Raw genomic sequence first — 22061 nt, 5'->3', positions numbered from 1 at the left:
CCCTGAATAGACTCCTCAGCCAACGACGTCGCGCCCGGCGGGTCCCGCAGGACTCGCCGGGGCGAGGCCGGTACCGCGTGCCGGAACCGAGACCCATCGGTGCCCGGCGGGAGAACCGAGCACAAATCAGGAGGACGGATGTCCCTGCTCACTGCGGTCCAGTCACGCTGGACCCAGGGCACTGCACCACCGGGCTCGTCGAACCGGAGTGACCTCGCCCAGGACTCGACGATCCAGGACTCGGCGGCCCAAAGCGTTCTTGCCCGGAATTCCGCTCAGCAACTCCAGCTCGGCACCGCGGACTACACCATTCTCGGTGTGGTGCTCGTGGTCGCTCTGGCCGCACTGGTGTTCGGCTATGTGCTTATCAAGGAGGTGCTGGCAGCGGGTCAGGGCTCCACCCGGATGCAGGAGATCGCCCGAGCCGTCCAGGAAGGAGCCTCGGCTTACCTCAACCGGCAGTTCCGGACACTGGCCATCTTCGCCGCCATCGTGTTTCTGCTGCTGTTCGCACTGCCCGCCGAAACCACCGGCGAGCGGATCGGCAGGTCGATCTTCTTCCTGTTCGGTGCGGCGTTCTCGGCTGCGATCGGCTATCTCGGCATGTGGTTGTCCACGCGGGCGAATCTGCGGGTGGCCGCCGCGGCCAATGACCCGGCGAGCGGACGCGAGAAGGCGATGCGCGTGGCCTTCCGCACCGGTGGCGTGGTCGGAATGAGCACCATCGGACTCGGTTTGCTCGGTGCGGCGCTCGTGGTGCTCGTCTACGCGGGCCATGCACCACGCGTGCTGGAAGGATTCGGTTTCGGCGCGGCCCTGCTGGCGATGTTCATGCGTGTCGGTGGCGGGATCTTCACCAAGGCCGCCGACGTCGGCGCCGATCTGGTCGGCAAGGTCGAGCAGAACATCCCCGAGGACGACCCGCGCAACGCCGCGACCATCGCCGACAACGTGGGCGACAACGTCGGGGACTGCGCCGGAATGGCCGCCGATCTCTTCGAGTCCTACGCGGTCACGCTGGTCGCCGCGCTGATTCTCGGTACGGCGGCGTTCGGCCAACAGGGGTTGCTGTTTCCACTGATCGTGCCCGCCATCGGCGTGGTCACGGCCGTGCTCGGTGTCTACATCACCAAGGCGAGAACCGGCGAGAGCGCGCTGACCGCGATCAACCGCTCGTTCTACATCTCGGCCGGAATCTCCGCGGTGCTGTGTGCCATCGCCGCCGTGGCCTACCTGCCGGGCTCGTTCGCCCAGCTCAGCGGCGTTTCCGAGGAGATCGGCTCGCAGGACGGAAGCCCCGCTCTGATCGCACTGGTCTCGGTGATCATCGGTATCCTGCTGGCAATCGTCATTCTCAAGATCACCGGGTACTTCACCGCCACGGAGAACCGCCCGGTGCGCGATGTGGGCAGATCCTCGATAACGGGGCCCGCCACGGTCATCCTGACGGGCCTGTCGGTCGGGTTCGAGTCCGCCGTCTACACCGCGCTCGTGATCGGAGCGGCCGTCTTCGGCGCCTTCCTGCTGTCCGGCTCGCTGACGGTGGCCCTGTTCGCGGTGGCCCTGGCCGGGACGGGGCTGCTGACCACGGTCGGCGTGATCGTGGCGATGGACACCTTCGGGCCGGTCGCCGACAACGCACAGGGCATTGCCGAGATGTCCGGTGAGTTCGAGGGCGAGGGGGCACAGGTGCTCACCGAGCTCGACGCTGTCGGCAATACCACGAAGGCGATCACCAAGGGCATCGCCATCGCGACGGCCGTACTGGCCGCGACCGCCCTGTTCGGCTCCTATCAGGATGCGATCGATTCGGCACTGGCCGACGTCGGCGGTGTGCTCGCCGACCAGGAGTTCTATGTCTACGCGCCGAACGTGCTGGTCGGCGTGGCCATCGGTGCGGCCGTGGTGTTCCTGTTCTCCGGTCTGGCGATCAACGCGGTCTCCCGTGCGGCGGGAGCGGTGGTCTACGAGGTGCGCCGCCAGTTCTCCGCCAAGCCGGGGATCATGGACGGCTCCGAACGCCCCGAATACGGGCGGGTGGTCGACATCTGCACCCGGGACTCCCTCCGGGAACTGGCAACCCCGGGGCTTCTCGCGGTACTGGCCCCCATCGCCGTCGGCTTCGGGCTCGGGGTCGGGCCGCTGGCGGGCTATCTCGCGGGGGCGATCGCCACGGGCACGCTGATGGCGATCTTCCTGGCCAACTCCGGAGGTGCCTGGGACAACTCGAAGAAGCTCGTCGAGGACGGTTACCACGGTGGCAAGGGATCCGAGGCCCACTCGGCGACGGTCATCGGTGACACCGTCGGCGACCCGTTCAAGGACACCGCGGGCCCGGCGATCAATCCGCTGCTCAAGGTGATGAACCTGGTGTCGGTACTCATCGCTCCGGCCGTGGTGCTCTTCGCGGTGGGCGAGAACGCTTCCCCGGTGGTGCGTATCACGGTTGCCGTGATCGCAACGGCGATCATCGTCACCGCGGTGGTGGCATCGAAGCGGCGCAGTACCGCCATCGCCGAAACGCCTTCCGACCAGGGAAAAGTAGTTAACGACGCTTCCTGAGCGGAGGGTCTCGAGCACAGGACGGGGCGCTCGGCAATACGTCCGTCGAGCGCCCCCGATTTCCGGTTCGCCCACTGTCGTCACCCCTCGGTGGCACGCCGTGCACATGGGCGAGGAAGTGCCACTGGCATGGTGGAGGAAGCCGAGGACTCTCGTGTCGGCTCGTTCGACGAGACGGGACTGCGCGGACAACCTCGCCGAGTCGATCCCTTTCGTGCTCACCGAATAACCGCATTGGAGCGTGCATGACACTTCGTTCCGCGTCCGTCGCGGTGTTGGCCGCTGTCCCGATTGCGCTCGCGGGCTGCTCCCAGGGCGCACCGTCGGCACCGTCCTCCGCTTCGCCGACGACAGCGCCGCCAACGGCCGCCCCGACGACGGCCGCACCGTCACGGGCACCGGGGAAACCCGGATCCGAGAGTGTGGCCTGGACGAACCGGTTGTGTGAGCTCATCGGAGGCTTCGCGGCCTCGCAGCAGAGTGCTCCCCCGGTCGACAAGAGCAACCGGGATGCCTTCAAGTCCTCCCTGGTCGCGCAGCTCGATTCGGCGTTGCAGGCGGCCGACGACACGCTCACCGGGTTGCGGAAGATACAACCCTCGCCGATCAAGGGGGGCGACGGTGTCACGGATGCGTTCGAAAAGAGCTTCGTCCGGGCACACGATATTCTCAGCACGGCCAAGACCAAGGCCGAACACATCGACACCAGTGACCAGGAGTCCTTCACCGCAGGCCAGCAAGCAGTGCAGAAGGAGGTCAAGAAGGGGCAGTCGGTCTTCGGTTCCGCGTTCTCCCGCTTCAACGAGAACCGGGCATTGCTGGAAGCCGCTGCGGAGGCTCCCGCCTGCAAGCCCCTGACCAATCCGTCGTCTCAAGTTCCCCGAACGTCGCAGCAGCCGCCGCAGTAGTTCCGGACACCACGCTGACCCGGTTCGGATAACTCCGATCGGGAGTGAGCTGCTCGCTCATCATGTGCACACTTTCGAGTGAAAGTACGGGGTGTGGCACCCCTGGTGGAACTCGAACGAGCGTTCTACGATGATCTTTCGTGGGCCAGCTGTCCTTCTTCTCGGCCGAGGCGCGGCTCCCGCGCGTTGCCGATCTCGCCGGACTGCTGTGCGGACCGGGGCAGGCGGTCGGATTCGGTCGCGGTACGGCAGCGAGGTTGTCGGTCGTGGTCACCGCGGACTGGCGGGCGAATTCGCTGCTCACGGCATGTGCAGAGCGTGGCGTGGAAGCCGAGTTCGGCCGTTCCGAGGAGGGGTATCCGCTACTGCGTACGGCTTTCCGTGCAGACTTGACCGGACTCGCCGGGCTGTGGCTGCACGGCGCGGTCAAGTCGGTACCGAGCGGATTCGTTCCCGACGGTTCGGTGCTGCGACTTTGGGCCCTGACTGCGGGCTACCCGGACACGGGCGGCTACTCTTTCGGGCTGGATCCGCACGCTCCGGAAACGCACGCTCCACTGGCTTCGGCGCTTGATCGTGCCGGGTTGCCCGCGAAACCGGTCGGCCCGCGCGGCGGTGGTCCCGCATTACGGATTGCGGGCAGGCGCCGGATCGAGCGGCTCGCCGAGTTGGTGGGACCGAGGCCCGATGGAATGGTGGGGCGAGCGTGGCCTCTGCCCTCCTGATCGTTCGTTCGCAAGAACTTGCGTGGGTGGTTGGCAGCCGGTGGAGAAAGCTTGCCGGGGCTGACCACTCAAGCGAAAAAGCCGGTACACCGAACTGAGGTGTTCGACACAGCACACGCCGGATCGGGTGCTGGAACACGTCAGGATGGGGGCGCGTTCGTACTGGTGAAACGCGCGGGAACCCTGCGTTGTGTGCAACGCTGTGCGTCCCCGGCACGGCACGATGGGGCGTGCACGGTGCACACTGGCCAATCGGACATTTTCCAGAGACGAGAGCAGGTAGGCGTGGCTGGCTCGACACGAACGAAGAAGAACGGCGCTACCGGCCGGGCTTCTCAGACATCTGACGGGGCGGGTTCCGGTGGTCGGCGATTGGTGATCGTCGAGTCGCCGGCGAAGGCGCGCAAGATCGCCTCCTTCCTCGGCTCGGATTTCGTGGTCGAATCCTCCCGCGGCCACATTCGTGACCTACCGCGTGGCGCCGCCGATGTGCCCGCCAAGTACAAGGGCCAGTCGTGGGCTCGGCTGGGCGTGGACGTCGAGAACGACTTCCAGCCGCTGTACCTGGTGACCTCGGACAAGAAGGGGACGGTCAGCGAGCTCAAGGAAGCGCTGTCCGGCGTCGACGAGCTCTATCTCGCCACGGATGGCGACCGGGAGGGCGAGGCGATCGCGTGGCATCTGATGGAGACGCTCAAACCGAAGGTGCCGGTGCGCCGCATGGTGTTCCACGAGATCACCGAGTCCGCCATCCAAGCCGCCGCCGCGAATCCCAGGGATCTCGACCAGGACCTGGTCGATGCGCAGGAAACCCGGCGCATCCTCGACCGCCTCTACGGTTACGAGGTCAGCCCGGTGCTGTGGAAGAAGGTCATGCCGAAACTCTCGGCAGGCCGTGTGCAGTCCGTGGCGACCCGCATCGTCGTCGAACGTGAGCGCGAGCGGATCCGGTTCGTACCCGCTTCCTACTGGGACCTTTCGGCGACGATGGACGCCTCGGCCACGGAAGCGGACTCCTCCGGCGAATCCGGAACCTTCGGGGCTCGCCTGGTGGCCGTGGACGGCGCCAAGCTGGCGACGGGACGGGACTTCGGTCCGGACGGCCGGTTGAAAAACGACGAGGTCAGGTTGCTCGACGAGGCAACGGCACAGTACCTCGCCAATGGCTTGGCCGAGGCCGAGATGACCGTGTCCAGCGCCGAGGAGAAGCCGTACACGCGGAAGCCGTACGCACCGTTCATGACCTCCACGCTGCAGCAGGAAGCAGGCCGTAAGCTGCGCTTCTCGGCCGACCGGACGATGCGTACCGCACAGCGGCTCTATGAGAACGGCTACATCACCTACATGCGTACCGACTCCACGACACTGTCGGAGACGGCCATCGCAGCGGCCCGTGACCAGGCACGTGACCTGTACGGTGCGGACCATCTCTCGCCGCAGCCGCGGCAGTACAACCGCAAGGTCAAGAACGCGCAGGAGGCGCACGAGGCGATCCGCCCGGCCGGGGAGAACTTCCGGACACCCGGTGAACTGGCCCAGGAGCTCGACGGGGACGGTTTCAAGCTCTACGAGTTGATCTGGCAGCGCACCATCTCCTCGCAGATGGCCGACGCCAAGGGCACCACGCTGTCGGTGCGCATCACCGGCACCGCCGCGGGCGGCGAGGAATGCACCTTCGCGGCGTCGGGCCGCACCATCACGTTCGCCGGATTCCTCAAGGCCTACGTCGAGTCGGTGGATTCGGAGGCAGGCGGCGTCGCCGACGACGCCGAATCCCGGCTCCCACGTCTGGTGCAGGATCAGGCGATTGCCGCGACCGAGCTGTCCCCGGACGGGCACACGACGAATCCGCCCGCCCGCTACACCGAGGCGAGCCTGGTCAAGGCACTCGAGGAGCTGGGGATCGGCCGCCCGTCGACCTATGCGTCGATCATCAGCACCGTGCAGGAGCGCGGCTACGTGTGGCGCAAGGGTTCGGCACTGGTGCCGTCCTGGGTGGCGTTCGCCGTTGTCGGGTTGATGGAGAAGCACTTCGGGCGGCTGGTGGACTACGATTTCACCGCCGCGCTGGAGGACGAACTGGACCGCATCGCCGAGGGCAGGCAGGAACGCACCAGGTGGTTGTCTGGTTTCTACTTCGGTGGCGATGTCGGCCCGGACGACTCGATCGGCCGTGCCGGGGGACTGAAGAGGCTCGTCGGTTCCGGTGTCGAGGAGATCGACGCGCGTGAGGTGAACTCGATTCCGATGTTCACCGATGACCAGGGCCGCACGGTCTACGTCCGTGTCGGGCGCTACGGCCCGTACCTGGAGCGTCCGTTGAGCGCCGATGCGGACGGCGGTACCGAGTCCCAACGTGCGAATCTGCCCGATGCGCTGCCACCGGACGAGTTGACCGCCGAGGTCGCGGAGAAGCTGTTCGCCACGCCCATGGAGGGCCGCAGCCTCGGTGCCGACCCGGAGACGGGTAACGAGATCGTGGCCAAGGACGGCCGTTTCGGGCCGTACGTGACCGAGATTCCGCCCGAGGGCACCAAGGCGAAACCCCGCACGGGAAGCCTGTTCAAGTCGATGTCGCTGGATACGGTGACTCTCGACGACGCGCTCCGGTTGCTCTCACTGCCCCGAGTCGTCGGCACCGACCCGGAGTCCGGCGAGGAGATCACCGCTCAGAACGGTCGCTACGGTCCCTACTTGAAGAAGGGCACCGACTCACGGTCGCTGGAGACCGAAGAGCAGATCTTCACGGTGACTCTCGACGAGGCCCTCAAGCTCTACGCGCAACCCAAACAGCGGGGGCGTCGTGCGCCCGCACCACCGCTGCGTGAGCTCGGCGACGAGCCGGAGACCGGCAAGCCGCTGGTCGTCAAGGACGGCCGATTCGGCCCCTACGTCACCGATGGGGAGACGAACGCCTCCTTGCGCAAGGGGGACACGGTCGAGGAACTGACGATGGACCGGGCGGTGGAACTGGTTGCCGAGCGGCGTGCCAAGGCGCCGCCGAAGAAGAAGAGCTCGAAGAGCAGTGGTTCCCAGTCCAAGAGTGGCCAGTCCAAGAGCTCTCCGGCGAAGGGTTCCCAGTCCAAGAGCGGCGATTCCCGGAGCGGCGGCTCCTCCGGGAATGGCTCGAAGGGCTCCGGCGCGAAAAGCTCGACATCGAAGAGTAACGGCGCGAAGAGCTCCGGTACGAAAAACTCCAGTACGAAAAACTCCGGTACGAAAAGCAGTGGTTCGGCCGGTGGCGGGTCGACCGGTAACGGAGCGAAGAGTTCGGGAACCTCGACGAAGGCCGGTAGCTCGAAGTCGTCCTGACGGTCCTCCTGGTCAGGGGACCATCAGGACGGCGGCGTACCGTGCCGAATGCAGGGTGCGCTGATGGTGGAAGTAGGTCGGTCGCAATGGAGCGCAGCGAAGCGGGATACGCGCTCGACCCGATCGAGGAGGCTCGATCCGGGGTGACACCGCCGACCACCGGCGTATGGTCCGACGTCGTGGGGCAGCCCGATGTGGTGCGTGGGCTTCTTGCCGCAGCGCGAGCCGCAGGTCTCCGGGTGCGCGGCGAGTCCGCCGACACCGGGGCGATGACCCATGCGTGGCTGTTCACAGGTCCTCCCGGGTCGGGTCGTTCGGTGGCTGCGCGGGCTTTCGCCGCCGCGCTGGAATGCACTGCCCCGGCCGGGAACATGCCCGGCTGTGGGGAGTGTTCGGCGTGCCGCACGGTGCTGACCGGAACCCACGCCGATGTCCAGGTGGTCGTGCCGGAGGGGCTGTCCATTTCGGTTTCCGAGATGCGCTCGTTGGTCCAGGCCGCCGCGCGCAGGCCCGCGACGGGCCACTGGCGGGTGGTACTGATCGAGGATGCCGACCGGCTGACCGAAGGCGCGGGCAATGCGCTGCTCAAGGTCATCGAAGAGCCCCCTGATCGCACGGTGTTCCTGCTGTGTGCGCCGTCGGATCATCCGCAGGATGTTCCGGTCACGATCCGCTCACGCTGTCGTCCGGTGCAGCTACGCACTCCTCTTGCCGGTTCCATCGCCGAGGTGCTGCGAGAGCGGGACGGGGTGCCCGATGAGCTGGCTCGGTGGGCGGCTTCGGTCTGTGGCGGCCACATCGGACGTGCACGGCGGCTCGCGACCGATCCGCAGGCACGGGAGCGGCGCGAGGCGGTGCTGCGGATCCCGGTGGGACTGTCCCGTTTCTCGGATGTGTTCTCCGCCGCGGGCGAACTCGTGCGCACCGCCGAGGCGGAGGCCACGGAGGCCAACGAGTCCCGCAACGAAGCGGAGAAGGAAGAACTCCGTACGGCGATGGGGGCGGGTGGCACCGGGAAGGGAACGGCATCGGCCACGCGCGGCGCGAACGCGGCGATCAAGGAGTTGGAGAGGAAACAGAAGTCCCGCGCGACCCGTTCGCAGCGCGATGCCCTGGACCTGGCGCTGATGGATCTGGCCGGTTTCTACCGGGATGTGCTGGTGACGCGTTTCGGTTCCGCGGCACCGCTGAACCACCCGGACTGTGCCCGCGATGTGTCCAAGGCGGCTGCGGAATGGACCTCGGAATCGACCTTGCGCCGGTTGGAAGCCGTGCTGGACTGTCGCAGCGCATTGGCTCGCAACGTCAAGCCCCTTTTCGCCGTCGAAGCGATGGTCGCCACCCTGCATCAGTAGTGCGACCAGTCCAGGCCCGGTACAGCCGGGCCGGTCGGTGTGATTCCGCCCGCCCGCCCGGCCGGGCGGGCTTTCGACTTCCCGAGGTGGTGCCGCTGATCACTCAGCGTCTCCGGGGAACGGCGGAGACGAGGATGGCCCCGAGGATCAGCAGGCAAGAACCGGTCCAGAACAGCGGCACAGTGTGATAAGCACCGCTGGTCACGGCCAGTACAGGCACCGTCTGTGACCGGTCGTTCTCGGAATCCGGTGTGGCGGGCGAGGGCGCGGCGGCCGAGGAGGTGGTCGGTGCGGGGACATCGCAGTGGACACCCCCTGTCGGTGCGTCCGCCCGGACAGCCTGTTCCCCGAACGAGATCTCGGCCAGTGACGTGGGAATGCCCAACGATTCGCCCGGGAGAACCGTCACATCGAGCAGCCGTGCGAGGGCGCGGACCTCGTCGCCGTCCCGGGACTTCTGTACATCGCCGATGCTCAACCGCAGTACGCCGATGTCGAGAACGTGGGGCATCTCGGGATGGCCCACCAGTGGCGTATCGGAGTCGACTCCCGATCCCGGCATCGGAACCCCGATGGGCACCTCGATGTTCGGATTCGTCGCGCTGAGTGCGCCGATCTTCTCACCACCCTGGGAGACTCGTAGCACCGGCGCCTGGTATTCCACAGTGGAGGTCTCCGGATCTCCGGTGGAGGTGGCCGTCAGGGTCGGCGTGCTGACGACGTCGATCCGAATTTCCTGCTGTGTTCCCGCGAACAGGCGGATACTTCCGAGCCGGAACCGCGACGTCGATCGGACCGCCTTGCCGTCCTGGCCCGGCACATCGACGAGCCGAATGTTGGAGTGCGCCCGGATCGCCCCGGGAACGCTCAGCAGTGCTCCCGCGCCACCCGCTGCCTCGGTTTGTCCGGTGAGGAGCCCGCCGAGTCGGGACAGCGGTCCCTGCATGTCGCCGAGTTGCGCACCGAGGGCATGGGCGGTAGCCGTGTCCATTCCGGAATTCTTGCCATCGCCGGAAAGCAGAGACGTCAGTTCCTCGGGTCCGGAAGGCAGCGATGGCAGGACGTTGACGGCGGAGATGCCGGCCATCGACGTTTTCGAGTCCGCGATGGGCTGGACACACGGGCCGAGCCGCCGATCCCAGCGCGCCTGCACACTGCCTTCGACGAGTCCGGCATCGAGCAGTTTCCTCGCGGGTGACGACGGCGGCTGCAGTCCGCTCGTGGTGGGCTCCGAATGGTCCGGCAGTGCCGTCTGGGCCAGTGATCCGGGCAGGAGTGGCGCGTTACCCCCCACCGCGAATCCGACCGGGGACGATTCGGCGATGGCGCGTTCCTGCGCGAGGTAGGCCTCCGAATTCGCCTGCGCGACCGCAATCCCCATCCCGGCTTCGAGCAGCGACTGCCTCGGCAGTTTGTCGTTGAACTCGGGATCCTCGATGATCGAGTCACCCGGCACGGCGCCGGGCAGGATCCGCAGCATCCCGATGCCGGTGCCCGCTTCCGCCACCACCGGACCCGGCTGGGGGACCGGCGGTGGCTGGGAGGCCGGCGGCTGACCGGGGTTCTCCGGCTCGGGAACCGGCGTGGTCGGCGGCGTGTTCTGGGCCACCGCGGTGGGCAGCGACAGGCACATCGCCACCAGTGACGCGGCAGAGCAGGCAGCCATGCGACGGAGCGGGCGTGTTCGCATCGAGGGTCCTCCGGTCAGTGACGGGAATCACTGCCATGCCAACGAGCCGGGGGTGTGCCGGTGACGCGAGGGAGGCAGCTACACTGGATCCCGCCAACGCCGCCTTAGCTCAGTCGGACAGAGCGACGCACTCGTAATGCGTAGGTCGGGGGTTCGATTCCCCCAGGCGGCTCCACTCCTGACCGGCCACTTTCCGACCTCGGAAGGTGGCCGGTTGTCGTTCTCCTCGGTGCCGGTCCAACAACTCTGTGCGCGTTGCGATACCACGGCATCCGAGACCGCGGCGGGCGAACAGGCCCGCGCCATGCTGCACGATGCTTATCGCCTGGTCGCCACTCTCGGTGGGCGGTTCGGGCAGCCGGATACCTCGATCATGGACTCCGAGCGACGCATTAACTTCGCCCCTCTTCCCAACCGGTCGGCGGCGTGGACCACTTCGCCTGACCGTAGTCACAGAGGACGGATACCGGGATGATCCCCAAGGGTCCGCTGCATGACGCAGAGGACGGCGGAGTGATTTATGCCACTGTTCGAGCGTTTGCCGGTTCGGCGGCGGCTTCGGCAGCTATCAACCCCCGCAGTCCCGTTCGAAAATCCGTGGTTTTAGGCTCCCGTCACTCCGTTAGCCGATTGCCGTCATGCCACGGACCTACTTCGATCACACTGACGCTTGAAGGGATCGATGTGATGGGCAGTGCAGAGGCGACCACGGGAATCATCGGGGGTGGGGTGATTTCCGGGGATTCGCATCCGGATGACGTTCAATTACGGCTCGGGGAACGGTCCGAGCAGTTGCACCGCGCGAGGCTGGTGCAACGGTTTTTGGTGCTGTGGGCTTTCCCGGGCAACATCGTGCTGTTCGCGGCATCGCTGGGGTGTTTCACCGCGCTGGCCGAGCCGCCGTTCTGGCTACTGGCACTGGCTGTTGTCGTGCCGATCGGCTCGGTCGTCGTGTCCGCGAGAGTGCTCTACCGCCAGCACTTCGCGGTTCGTGCCCTGGGGGCGCAACTGCGTGAACTCCACCGCGCGCATCGTGAGCAACTCCTCGAGGATGTCGGCGCGGGTGATCTTCTCGCCGCGCAGAAGCGGTATCGCCTTCTTCTGCCGGAAACCGTCGAGCAGTACCGCGCCGAGGCGCGCAGGCACCGGCGGGCGCACAACGCTCTCCAGGGGTTGATCATCGGTGGGTCGATCGCCGCCTCCGTGACCGTGGCCGCTTCGGTGTCCCTCGCGACCGCGCGCTGGCCCGCGGTCGGGATGAGCCTGCTGGTCGCCCTGGCGGCTGCCTTCGCGGGATATTCGCGATATCGCGAGCGCGGCATCAACCTGCAGCAGACCGCCGACGCACTGGAGCGCGAATATCACTCGGTGGAGCTCCGTGCCGGGAAGTACCGCCGCTTTGAGGACGAGCGTGCGGCATATGCCGAATTCGCCCATGAGGTCGAGGCGCTGCGTGAGGAGCATGCCAAGCGCCAACAGCAAGTGGGCCAAGCGGCCGTGCCGGATGCCGTGATGTGAACGGCCCGTGCTGCGAGCAAGTGGCCGTGCGGATTGGCATGTTGCTCATGGTCGTTTGGCCGGTCGAGCATCCCGGCGGTAGTGGGTCCAGGCGCGGCGGATCAGGGCACGGACGGTGTTGATCGCATCGGCCAGGTCGAAGAAGGCGTCGATGACGGTTTCGAGGCGTTCGTAGCAGCGGGCCGTCCGTGTTGAGTTGCGCCGCCGCGGCATCGTCGCCGTCCTCCCCGAATGCCGTGATCAGCGCGCCAACCGTGCCCGGAAAGGCTCGGCCGGAGGACGACCACCCGCCTTCGACGCCCAGGCCTGCAAGCAGCGCAACACCGCCGAGCACACCAACCCGCGCCACCTCCCGCAGCAGCTTGACGTCCGTGGGGGCGTCGAAAGCGACGACATCCACCAAGGACCCCTGGACGTGGCCGGGCCATCCGCACCCGGCTCCGCGACCTCACCCCAAGAGCACCGGACAGGTTCTCGGGCCTGTCCGGTGCTCTTGCCTCTGGGCGGGGTTGGTCAATTTCTCGAGAAATTGACCAACCCCACCGCACATGATCCACCAGACGGAACCTAAGAGCTCTTGGTCGCCACGGGGTGAGCCGCAGTGAATCGCAGTGAATCGCAGTGAATCGCAGTGGATCGCAAGTGGTTCACACGCTGGGGGGACGCTACTTGATGAGTATTGCTCACGTTCGGTTGATCACCACGGTCATTTCGGTCGCTGAACCGTGGCTGGTGATCTTTCCGTACTCTCAGCGCGGCGCGCAGGGGAGAGCACCTGCGCAGAGAGGAGCAAGGCGATGAAACGCACCCTGACCGCAGCGGCCACCCTGCTGGCGAGCAGCGCGGGCGCGGTCGGCTTTGCCGGCACCGCCGCCGCAGCCGAAGCCCCGGAACTTCCCGATCAGCTGCCCGTGGACAACGGTGTCGCACAGACCGCATACCACGCCGTGGGCACTGTGCACTCCGCGACCACGACGGTCGGCGAGGTGGTGCCGATGCAGGAGCAATCGACTGCTGCTCGGTCCGGTGACCTCCCCGGCGGCCTGTCCGGCGACGAGAACGGTGGTCCGCTGGGTGGCCTGACGGGCGGTGGCAGCCCGCTGGGTGGCCTCACGGGCGGTGGCAGCCCGCTGGGCGGCCTCACGGGCGGTGGCAGCCCGCTGGGCGGCCTGATCGGCTGAATGTGTCTCACGATGAAGGCCCTCGCCCGTTTTCAACTCGGGCGAGGGCCTTCATCATGGAGCCACTCGCCTCAGTGGCCTTGTTCCTTGGCACGCTCGATGGAGCGCTTGATTTCCGTCTCGGCCTCGTCACGGCCGACCCAGGTGGCGCCTTCCACGCTCTTGGCCGGCTCCAGGTCCTTGTAGACCTCGAAGAAGTGCTGGATCTCCAGCTTGTGGAACTCGCCGGCGTGGTGAATATCACGCAGGTGTTCCTGGCGCGGGTCGTCCGAGGGCACGCAGATGACCTTGTCATCGCCGCCCTTCTCGTCCCGCATCCGGAACATGCCGATCGCGCGGGCGGTGATCAGACAGCCCGGGAACGTCGGTTCCTGCACGAGCACCAGTGCGTCCAGCGGGTCCCCGTCCTCACCGAGGGTGTCCTCGATAAAGCCGTAGTCGGCCGGGTACTGGGTGGCGGTGAACAGTGTCCGGTCGAGACGAATCCGCCCCGTCTTGTGGTCCACCTCGTACTTGTTCCGGTTCCCCTTGGGGATCTCGATCGTGACGTCGAAGTCCACGCGGTTCCTCACTCGTCTTGCGTCGGGTGCGGCCGCCCGCTTGCGCGTACGGCCACATCTAGTGTGGACCACGACAGTTCGCCGAGCCGCACGGCAGTGTGTGAGCTCGCATCCACACCGCCAGGCGCCTCGTCGAGGAGGAGGAGGAGTACGTGTCCGAACCTCATAACCCACGGGGTGGGGTGCCCGACCCCGGTGTTGCCGATGCGTCTCCCGGTCCTGTGAGTGGCTCTCAACCGCCTGCACGCGCCGTTGCCGGGGACGATGACGAGGAGGGGAACGAAGAGGCGCCGGAGCAGCCGCAGGAGCCTGCCTGGCCGGTACGGGATCCCGAAGCGCCGGTTGAGTGGCCGAAGGACCCCTCCGAGCGGAACGGTTTCGACCAGGACACCGACCGGATCAGTCGCGACAGCGGTCCTGGTGCTTCCGCACCCGGAGTCTCCTCGTGGCCTGCGAGCGGTGCCGCCGATGCCGAGCAGCCGACAATGAAGTTCCGACCGGCCTCGCCGCCCGAGTCCGTTCCGGCCGAGGAACCGACCAGGCAGTTCCGCCGCCCCGATCTCAGTGGCCCCCCGCCGAAGGAGCAGCGGACCGCGCAACCGGCGGATTTCACCACGGTTCCCCAGCCCGGGCAGGGTCCAGGACCTCCACGGGCCCCGGAACCCCGGTACGCGCCCTGGTCGCGGCCCGAACCGACTCCGCACGCCGAACAGCCCCACCCCGAGCAGTCTCGTCCCGAGCAGTTCGACCCCGAACAGCTCGACCCCGGATCCGCATCCCCGGAAACGGAATCGCCCGGCCACCGGGAGGACCCCGTCCCGGACATGCCGGAACAGGACGCATCCCCGGCTGCGGAACCGGCCACGTCTGCCCCGGCCGTACCGCTGTACCGCAGGCGCCGGGTTCTCGTAACCGTGTCCCTGGTGGCCGTCGTCCTGCTTGCCGCCGGGGTCGTATTCGGCCGTTCCCTGCTTTTCGGCGATGGCGAGCCCCCCAGAGCCGAACCACCGTCGCCGGTGCGGTTGCGTCCCGCGTTCGAGCCGCTCGGGGGTTCCGGCGCAGCACCGAGCAAGCAACAGGTCGCCGCTGCTCTGGAACCGGCCGTGTCCGATCCCGCGCTGGGTACTTTCGGCGGGATCGTGCTGGACCCCGTGACCGGGCGAACGTTGTGGAAGCACAATGCGCAACAGGGTTTCGTGCCGGCATCGACCGCCAAACTGCTCACGGTCAGTGCCGCTTTGTTGACCCTCGGACATCGGCACCGCTTCACCACGAAAGTGGTGCAGGGTGCCGAACCCGGCAGCGTGGTTCTCGTGGGTGGCGGCGACCCGACCCTGTCGTCCCTGCCGGAAGAGGCGAATTCCGTCTATCCCGGTGCCGCTCATCTCGACACGCTCGTGGCCGAGGTCAGGAAGGCCACCGGTGGGGAGGTTTCGTCGATCACCGTCGATACGAGTCGCTACACGGGGCCGGACCTGGCTCCGGGATGGCTTCCGGCCGATGTCGGCAACGGATATATCGCTCCGATCGAGCCGGTGATGCTCGACGGCGGTCGTGCCGACCCGACTCGTGGCGTCAGCCCTCGAAGCAGTCAACCCGCGCTCGACGCGGGTCGTGAACTTGCCCGCAGGCTCGGCGTGCCCACCTCCGACGTCGACATCGGTGAGGCTCCGCAGGGGGCGCCCGTGCTGGGCGAGGTCAAGTCGGCACCCCTTCAGCAGATGGTCCGCACCGTGCTGCGGCACTCGGACAACGTCCTCGCCGAGACATTGGCCAGGGAGGTGGCGATTGCCACCGACCACGAACCGTCGTTCGCCGGTGCGACTGCGGCGGTTCGTGCGGTGCTGACGCGCAACGGGTTCGACCTCACCGGCACGCGAATGGTCGACGGCAGCGGCCTCTCGACCGATGACCGGGTCACTGCCCGGGCGCTCGGGTCGCTGCTGGTCTCGGCGAGCGCCCCTGCAGGAGCCGACGGTGCACTCCCGAGGAAGACGGCCAAGTTGCGTGCTCTGCTGACCGCGTTGCCTGTCGCCGGCGGTAGCGGCAGCCTGGAGGACCGCTACCGGGAGGCCGCGTCGAACGGTCGGGGTTGGGTGCGCGCCAAGACCGGCACGCTGACCGACGTCAACAGTCTCGCGGGCACGATCGTCACCCGGGACGGCAGCCTGCTCGTGTTCGCGGTGATCTCCAACGGTACGAGCTCGATCGTCGCCCGGCCTGCGCTGGACAAGGTGGCCTCCGCGCTGCGCACCTGCGGCTGCCGTGAATAACTTTCCGGTCGGCGTAGGTAGGTGAGTGGTTTCTCCATGCTTGTCTCCGGGCTTGCTGGTGCACGTCCTCGCCCACCTGCTCGACCAGGAGTACGGTCGAGTACGTGAATTCCCGGTCGCCCGCTCTCGCTGCCTCGGCCCGGAACCGCGATGGCGGTTCCGTCGCCGCGGACAGCCTGGCCGTGGACTGGAATGTCGCGGTCTCCACCGCCACCAGGCTGGTCAAGGCAGGTCCGGACGTGCCGAGAGCGGAGGCCGATCGCGCGGTCCGGTCCTTGCGCGAGTTCAGCGTGAGCGCGGAAACCCACGTGCGGGAAACGACCGGCCTCGGCCGGGATCTGCCCGTCCTCGAGGGCGACGTCGTCGACCGGCCCGGCTGGCTGCACGGTGCGGCGCGCGGACTGGCCGAACTCACCGATACCGCCCTGGCCACCGCGGGCACCGACCGTGGCGGGGATGGAGACCTGCTGAGCGGGCTCGGCAGCCGTGGTGCGGGTGTGCAGGCGGGTGTTGTGCTGTCCTATCTCGGGACCAAGGTGCTCGGGCAGTACGACCCGTTCACGCCGGTGCCCGGCAGTGACCGTCCCGGCAGGCTCCTGCTGGTCGCTCCGAACATCGTGTCCGCCCAGCGTGCCCTGGAGGTCCCGGAGGAGGACTTCCAGATGTGGGTGTGCCTGCACGAGTCGACGCACCGCCTGCAGTTCAATGCCGTGCCGTGGCTACGTGACCACTTCGCCACCAGCCTCGGAAGTCTGCTCACCGAGATGGACGGGTCGACGAGTGAGTTGCTGAGCCGGTTGCCCGCGGTGTTCCGGGAGCTGCGGTCCGGTCGCAGTGGGTCCGGCCACAGCGAAAACGAGCGAGACGGGATCGGTGAGTCCAGTCCCGGCATGCTCGGTGTGATCGAGTTGCTGCAGAGTCCCCGGCAGCGTGCCGCCCTGGATCGGATCATCGCGATCTCCACATTGCTGGAGGGGCATGCCGATCACGTCATGGATGCCGTCGGTCCCCGCGTGGTGCCCACCGTGCACACCATCCGCAGCCGATTCACCGAACGACGTGCGGGTGGCGGCCTCCTCGACCGGTTGTTGCGCAGCCTGCTCGGCGTTGACGCGAAGATCAAGCAGTACGCGCAGGGGGCCGCGTTCACCAGGCACGTCGTGGAGGCTGTCGGAATGGACGGGTTCAACGCCGTGTGGAGCGACCCCGAATGCCTGCCCTCCCGTGCCGAGATCGCCGAGCCCGCCAGGTGGCTCCGCCGCGTCCACGGCTGAGCAGGGAGCGCGGGAGAATGGCGCCGTGCCACCTGCCCCTTCCGTGAGCGCCGTGCGCGCCGCCGTCCGCCGTCTTCTCGGATCTGCCGAGGCCGCGCCGTATCTCGATGCTCCTGTGATGGTCGCGTGCTCCGGCGGTGCTGATTCGCTGGCGCTCGCCGCCGCGACCACACACGTGGCGCACCGGCGTGGCATGGCGGTGCACGGCGCTGTCGTCGACCACGATCTGCAATCCGGATCCGCCTGCGTGGCGGCCCGCGCCGCCGAACAGCTCACCGAGCTCGGGTGCGACGAGGTGCGCACGGTGCGGGTTCGGGTCGGCGATGCCGGGGGGACCGAGGCGGCGGCTCGCCGCGCCCGTTACGCGGCGCTGACCGAGTTGCGCCCGCACGGTGCGCTCGTGCTGCTGGGGCACACCCTCGACGACCAGGCCGAGACCGTGCTGCTCGGACTCGGTCGGGGCTCGGGTCCGAGGTCGATCGGCGGGATGCGGCCATTGGATGTGCCTTGGGCACGGCCGTTTCTGGGAGTGTCGCGCACCACGACGGTACAAGCGTGTGCGGCGCTCGGTTTGCGGCCGTGGCAGGACCCGCACAACGCGGATCCGCGGTTCACGCGCGTGCGCCTGCGTACCGAGGCGCTTCCGCTGCTGGAGGAGGTGCTGCAGGGTGGGGTGACGGCTGCGCTGGCGCGCACCGCCGAGCAGCTGCAGGACGATGTCGACGCTCTGGACGGAATCGCCGACAGGGTCCGCCGGAACGTGGAAGCCGATGGCGTGCTCGATGCCGCATCGCTTGCCGCCGAGCCTCCTGCGGTGCGGCGGCGGGTCCTGCGCAGGTGGTTGCTGGACCAGGGCGTTCCTGAACTCAGTGACGCTCATTTGCGTGAAGCGGACGCGCTTGTCGGGCAGTGGCGCGGCCAGGGTGGTCACGCACTGCCGGGTAACTTTGTGCTGCGACGCGCGCGTGGCACGCTTCTGGTGGAATGTGGTGAACGCATACCGCCGACAGGGTGAGCGGCGGATGAACGCGCACCAGAAAAACCGAGAGGGGAAGCCGGGCCGTGTACGACGGCGACATTGCCTCCGTGCTCATCACCGAGCAGCAGATCAACGACAAGATCACCGAACTGGCCAAGCAGATCGACGAGGATTACCAGCACAGTCAAGGGGGTGACCTGGTGCTGGTCGGCGTGCTCAAGGGGGCCGTGATGGTGATGACCGATCTCGCCCGGGCGCTTCCACAGCCCGCTCAGCTGGAGTTCATGGCGGTCAGTTCCTACGGGTCGTCGACCTCGTCGTCCGGAGTGGTGCGCATTCTCAAGGACCTCGATCGGGACATCGCGGGCAAGCACGTGCTGATCGTCGAGGACATCATCGACTCCGGCCTGACGTTGTCGTGGCTACTGAAGAATCTGGCTTCGCGCGGACCGGCCTCGCTGGAGGTCTGCACGTTGCTGCGCAAGCCCGACGCCGTGCAGGTCGAGGTGCCGTTGCGCTATGTCGGTTTCGACATCCCCAACGAGTTCGTCGTCGGCTACGGTCTCGACTTCGCCGAGCGCTACCGAGACCTGCCCTACATCGGCAGCCTCGACCCGAAGGTCTATACCTCGGGGGCGTAGGAATTTTTTCCGGTTCCGGGCTGTTGGGGTATAAAAGTGATGAGATCGAGCAGCCGATCATGGTGCCCTGTCGTAGGGTGTCCTGTCGTAGGGAGCTCTGCCGTAGGGAGATCTGCCGTAGGCAGCCACCTGTGCGGTGATACTTCATCCTCGGGGGCCTTCACCGACCGTGTGTGGCCGGACGGCGGATCACTGCCATGAGCACGTGTGGTTTCGGATCTCGATGGCGGGCAACGCCCGGAGGAAGACCGCTGATCGCAACCACGGTCCGGTCGATCCGGTCAGCCGGTGTTGCGAAACACACAAGCTGCTGCTCATCGATGGAACTCTTGAGGTTTCCCACTCGTTGAGGTCGATGGGTGGGTAGCCTGGAACACCTGCGGAACGACTCGTGCAGCCTCGCTGCTGTGGCGAGCGGTACGCTGGTCTGAACCGGGGGTGGACGTCGACATGGACGCCTGCCGCCGCCCGACGTGAAAGTCAGGGAGGGTCGAGGCCGCCCGCCGGCCGCAAGTGAATGGACCGAAAGCGCCTGCTCCGCAACCCGCTGCTGTGGCTTCTGGCGGTGTTGCTGCTGTTCTACGGCTTCAACGTGCTCTTCGACGACACGCGAGGCTATACCGACGTGTCCACGTCGACGGCTCTGCAGCAGATCTCGCAGGGCAACGTGGCCGAGGCCACCATCGAGGACAAGGAACAGCGGCTCAAGCTCACCCTGAACCAGGGAACCCAGGTCGAGGGCAGCAACCGCATCATCGCGCAGTTCCCCGCCGGCGCCACCGACGAGATCGTCAGTGAGATTCGCCAGGCCCAGGTGGGCAACTGGGACACCGAGTACACCCAGAGCTCGTTCTGGAGCCAACTGCTCATCTACATGATCCCGCTGGGCCTGCTGGTCCTGCTGCTCATGTGGATGATGAACAACGCGCAGGGCGGCGGAAGCAAGGTTCTCAACTTCGGCAAGTCCAAGGCCAAGCAGTTCACCAAGGACATGCCCAAGACACTGTTCGGCGATGTCGCGGGTGCTGACGAGGCCGTCGAGGAACTGCACGAAATCAAGGACTTCCTGCAGCATCCGACGCGATACCAGGCACTGGGCGCGAAGATCCCCAAGGGTGTGCTGCTGTACGGGCCTCCGGGGACCGGTAAGACGCTGCTTGCCCGCGCCGTGGCCGGTGAGGCCGGTGTGCCGTTCTACTCCATCTCCGGGTCGGACTTCGTGGAGATGTTCGTCGGTGTGGGTGCCTCGCGCGTACGCGACCTGTTCGAACAGGCCAAGCAGAACGCACCGTGCATCGTCTTCGTCGACGAGATCGACGCCGTCGGGCGTCAGCGCGGCGCGGGCCTGGGCGGTGGCCACGACGAGCGCGAACAGACGTTGAACCAGCTCCTGGTCGAGATGGACGGGTTCGACTCGCGGGGTGGCATCATTCTGATCGCCGCGACCAACCGCTCGGACACCCTGGACCCGGCGCTGCTGCGGCCCGGTCGGTTCGACCGGCAGATCCCGGTGTCCGCGCCCGACCTGCGTGGTCGCAAGGCGATTCTCGGGGTGCACTCCAAGGGCAAGCCGCTGGCGCCGGATGCGGACATGGAAGGTCTGGCCAAACGCACCGTCGGCTTCTCCGGTGCCGATCTGGAGAACGTCGTCAACGAGGCGGCACTGCTCACGGCCAGGGAGAACGGACAGCTCATCACCGGAGCGGCTCTGGAGGAGTCGGTCGACCGCGTGATCGGTGGCCCGCGACGCAAGACCAAGATCATCTCCGAGCGGGACAAGAAGATCACCGCCTACCACGAGGGCGGACACGCGCTGGCCGCCTGGGCGATGCCCGACCTGGAGCCGGTCTACAAGCTCACGATTCTCCCGCGTGGCCGCACGGGTGGGCATGCGCTGGTCGTCCCCGAGGACGACAAGGACATGATGACCCGGTCGGAGATGATCGGTCGGCTGGTGTTCGCGCTGGGCGGTCGCTCGGCCGAGGAACTCGTCTTCCACGAGCCCACCACGGGTGCGTCCAGCGATATCGATCAGGCGACCAAGATCGCCCGGGCGATGGTCACCGAGTACGGCATGACGGCCAGGCTCGGCGCGGTGAAGTACGGCAAGGAGGAAGGCGATCCCTTCCTCGGCCGCTCGGCAGGCCAACAGCCGAACTACTCGTTCGAGGTCGCCCACGAGATCGACGAGGAGGTGCGCAAGCTCATCGAGGCCGCGCACACCGAGGCGTGGGAGATTCTCAACACCTACCGCGACGTGCTCGACAACCTGGTGCTGGAGGTCATCGAGCAGGAGACGCTGAACCGGCAGGAACTGGAGCGGATCTTCTCCCAGGTGGAGAAGCGTCCCCGGATCACCACGTTCAACGATTTCGGTGGTCGTACGCCGTCGGACAAGCCGCCGGTCAAAACACCCGGTGAGGAAGCCATGGAACGCGGCGAACCGTGGCCACCGGTCAGCGAACAGCCCGGGCCGACGCCGATCGGTGTCACGCAGGGTTCGAACGGTTCCGGACCGCCGCAGTACGCTGATCAGCAGCACGGCTGGCAGAACCCGCAGCAGGGGCAGACTACCCAGGCTCCCGGGGCATACGGTCAACAGAACCCGTATCCCGCGGTCGATGGTCAGCCCCCGCAGGCCGGGCATCCTCCCGCAGGCCAACAGCCTCCTGCCGGGCAGCCCTCGGGAACTCCGCAGTTTCCACAGAACAACCAGAGCGGTCAGCCTCCGCAGCCCGGGCAGTATTCGCAGCCGGGGCAGTACGGCCAGGCCCCGCAGGGAGTGCCGCCGAATTACGGCGCTCCTCCCGGATGGACTCCGGCGACCTCGCCGTCGGGGCGTCCGGAGCAACCGGTGGGTAACCAGCAGCAGTCCTACAACTGGGTGCCCTCGTGGGAACGGGGACAGCAGGACCAGGCGCAGCCGAACCACTTCGGTGGGGAGTCCAACGGCAGGCCGGGTCCGAATGCGGAGCATCCCCCTGCGCAAGGTGACCAGTACGGTGAGCAGTCGACCGGTGGGACATCCGGCCCGAGACCGGACTCCGGCGACGAGAACGGGAACGGCACCGCGAATCGGTAGC

General features: G+C 67.1%; 15 protein-coding genes, 1 tRNA gene and 1 pseudogene. 14 read left to right on the top strand and 3 right to left on the bottom strand.

What is annotated here, in order from left to right; translation table 11 throughout:
* Positions 1-138: 138 nt before the first annotated feature.
* The 5 genes from JOF55_RS09385 (at position 139) to JOF55_RS09365 (ending at position 8862) form a co-directional block, all read left to right on the top strand.
* Positions 139-2562 carry a sodium-translocating pyrophosphatase gene (locus JOF55_RS09385; RefSeq protein ID WP_310272591.1) on the top strand — a complete coding sequence of 808 codons (2424 nt, stop codon included), beginning with the start codon at positions 139-141 and terminating at the stop codon, positions 2560-2562.
* A 422-nt stretch (positions 2563-2984) separates the two neighbouring features.
* Positions 2985-3470 carry a hypothetical protein gene (locus JOF55_RS09380; RefSeq protein ID WP_310272589.1) on the top strand — a complete coding sequence of 162 codons (486 nt, stop codon included), beginning with the start codon at positions 2985-2987 and terminating at the stop codon, positions 3468-3470.
* A gap of 140 nt (positions 3471-3610) precedes the next feature.
* The gene (locus JOF55_RS09375; protein ID WP_310272587.1) at positions 3611-4195 is read left to right on the top strand and encodes a hypothetical protein; all 585 of its coding nucleotides are present in this window, start codon (positions 3611-3613) and stop codon (positions 4193-4195) included.
* A gap of 285 nt (positions 4196-4480) precedes the next feature.
* Positions 4481-7507 (top strand): type I DNA topoisomerase, encoded by a 3027-nt coding sequence (gene topA / locus JOF55_RS09370; RefSeq protein ID WP_374727256.1) that lies wholly within the window; start codon positions 4481-4483, stop codon positions 7505-7507.
* An 86-nt stretch (positions 7508-7593) separates the two neighbouring features.
* Positions 7594-8862 (top strand): DNA polymerase III subunit delta', encoded by a 1269-nt coding sequence (locus JOF55_RS09365; RefSeq protein ID WP_310272583.1) that lies wholly within the window; start codon positions 7594-7596, stop codon positions 8860-8862.
* A 103-nt stretch (positions 8863-8965) separates the two neighbouring features.
* Here the strand turns inward: JOF55_RS09365 and JOF55_RS09360 are convergent, their stop codons facing one another.
* Positions 8966-10528: a hypothetical protein gene (locus tag JOF55_RS09360; protein ID WP_310272582.1), complete on the bottom strand. Its 1563-nt coding sequence runs from the start codon at positions 10526-10528 to the stop codon at positions 8966-8968.
* Between the two features lie 122 nt (positions 10529-10650).
* Between JOF55_RS09360 and JOF55_RS09355 the strand changes: the two genes are divergently transcribed.
* A tRNA-Thr gene (locus JOF55_RS09355) sits at positions 10651-10727 on the top strand.
* A gap of 512 nt (positions 10728-11239) precedes the next feature.
* Positions 11240-12070, top strand: a complete 831-nt coding sequence (locus JOF55_RS09350) for a DUF4231 domain-containing protein (RefSeq protein WP_310272579.1) — start codon at positions 11240-11242, stop codon at positions 12068-12070.
* A 45-nt stretch (positions 12071-12115) separates the two neighbouring features.
* Here the strand turns inward: JOF55_RS09350 and JOF55_RS09345 are convergent, their stop codons facing one another.
* Positions 12116-12283: a hypothetical protein gene (locus JOF55_RS09345; protein ID WP_374727255.1), complete on the bottom strand. Its 168-nt coding sequence runs from the start codon at positions 12281-12283 to the stop codon at positions 12116-12118.
* Here JOF55_RS09345 and JOF55_RS09340 point away from each other — a divergent pair.
* Together JOF55_RS09340 and JOF55_RS09335 are read left to right on the top strand one after the other, a co-directional pair.
* Positions 12249-12401: pseudogene (locus JOF55_RS09340) on the top strand (IS5/IS1182 family transposase); the annotation flags it as partial. The gene JOF55_RS09345 and the pseudogene JOF55_RS09340 overlap by 35 nt on opposite strands.
* Before the next feature lie 466 nt (positions 12402-12867).
* Positions 12868-13251, top strand: coding sequence for a hypothetical protein (locus JOF55_RS09335; protein ID WP_310272578.1), 384 nt, complete (start codon positions 12868-12870; stop codon positions 13249-13251).
* Between the two features lie 71 nt (positions 13252-13322).
* Here the strand turns inward: JOF55_RS09335 and JOF55_RS09330 are convergent, their stop codons facing one another.
* Positions 13323-13811 carry an inorganic diphosphatase gene (locus tag JOF55_RS09330; protein WP_310272576.1) on the bottom strand — a complete coding sequence of 163 codons (489 nt, stop codon included), beginning with the start codon at positions 13809-13811 and terminating at the stop codon, positions 13323-13325.
* A gap of 152 nt (positions 13812-13963) precedes the next feature.
* Between JOF55_RS09330 and dacB the strand changes: the two genes are divergently transcribed.
* The 5 genes from dacB (at position 13964) to ftsH (ending at position 22060) form a co-directional block, all read left to right on the top strand.
* A complete protein-coding gene (gene dacB / locus JOF55_RS09325; protein ID WP_310272573.1) occupies positions 13964-16084 on the top strand; it encodes a D-alanyl-D-alanine carboxypeptidase/D-alanyl-D-alanine endopeptidase in 2121 nt (706 codons plus the stop codon).
* 104 nt (positions 16085-16188) lie between these two features.
* Positions 16189-17358, top strand: coding sequence for an Rv3626c family coenzyme F420 biosynthesis-associated protein (locus JOF55_RS09320; protein ID WP_310272570.1), 1170 nt, complete (start codon positions 16189-16191; stop codon positions 17356-17358).
* 43 nt (positions 17359-17401) lie between these two features.
* Entirely contained in the window at positions 17402-18373 is a 972-nt protein-coding gene (tilS, locus tag JOF55_RS09315) for a tRNA lysidine(34) synthetase TilS (RefSeq protein ID WP_310272569.1), read from the top strand.
* A 47-nt stretch (positions 18374-18420) separates the two neighbouring features.
* The gene (gene hpt / locus JOF55_RS09310) at positions 18421-18978 is read left to right on the top strand and encodes a hypoxanthine phosphoribosyltransferase (RefSeq protein WP_310272568.1); all 558 of its coding nucleotides are present in this window, start codon (positions 18421-18423) and stop codon (positions 18976-18978) included.
* Between the two features lie 517 nt (positions 18979-19495).
* A complete protein-coding gene (ftsH, locus tag JOF55_RS09305; RefSeq protein ID WP_310272566.1) occupies positions 19496-22060 on the top strand; it encodes an ATP-dependent zinc metalloprotease FtsH in 2565 nt (854 codons plus the stop codon).
* Position 22061: the final 1 nt, after the last annotated feature.

It is taken from the genome of Haloactinomyces albus, assembly GCF_031458135.1.
Lineage (GTDB): Bacteria > Actinomycetota > Actinomycetes > Mycobacteriales > Pseudonocardiaceae > Haloactinomyces > Haloactinomyces albus.
This window is presented reverse-complemented; position numbering and strand designations above follow the sequence as displayed.

Coding starts and splice junctions, on each gene's coding strand:
- JOF55_RS09350 (WP_310272579.1), top strand. CDS start 11,240: ATGGGCAGTGCAGAGGCGACCACGGGAATCATCGGGGGTGGGGTGATT.
- JOF55_RS09385 (WP_310272591.1), top strand. CDS start 139: ATGTCCCTGCTCACTGCGGTCCAGTCACGCTGGACCCAGGGCACTGCA.
- JOF55_RS09345 (WP_374727255.1), bottom strand. CDS start 12,283: ATGCCGCGGCGGCGCAACTCAACACGGACGGCCCGCTGCTACGAACGC.
- JOF55_RS09365 (WP_310272583.1), top strand. CDS start 7,594: ATGGAGCGCAGCGAAGCGGGATACGCGCTCGACCCGATCGAGGAGGCT.
- ftsH (WP_310272566.1), top strand. CDS start 19,496: ATGGACCGAAAGCGCCTGCTCCGCAACCCGCTGCTGTGGCTTCTGGCG.
- JOF55_RS09360 (WP_310272582.1), bottom strand. CDS start 10,528: ATGGCTGCCTGCTCTGCCGCGTCACTGGTGGCGATGTGCCTGTCGCTG.
- JOF55_RS09335 (WP_310272578.1), top strand. CDS start 12,868: ATGAAACGCACCCTGACCGCAGCGGCCACCCTGCTGGCGAGCAGCGCG.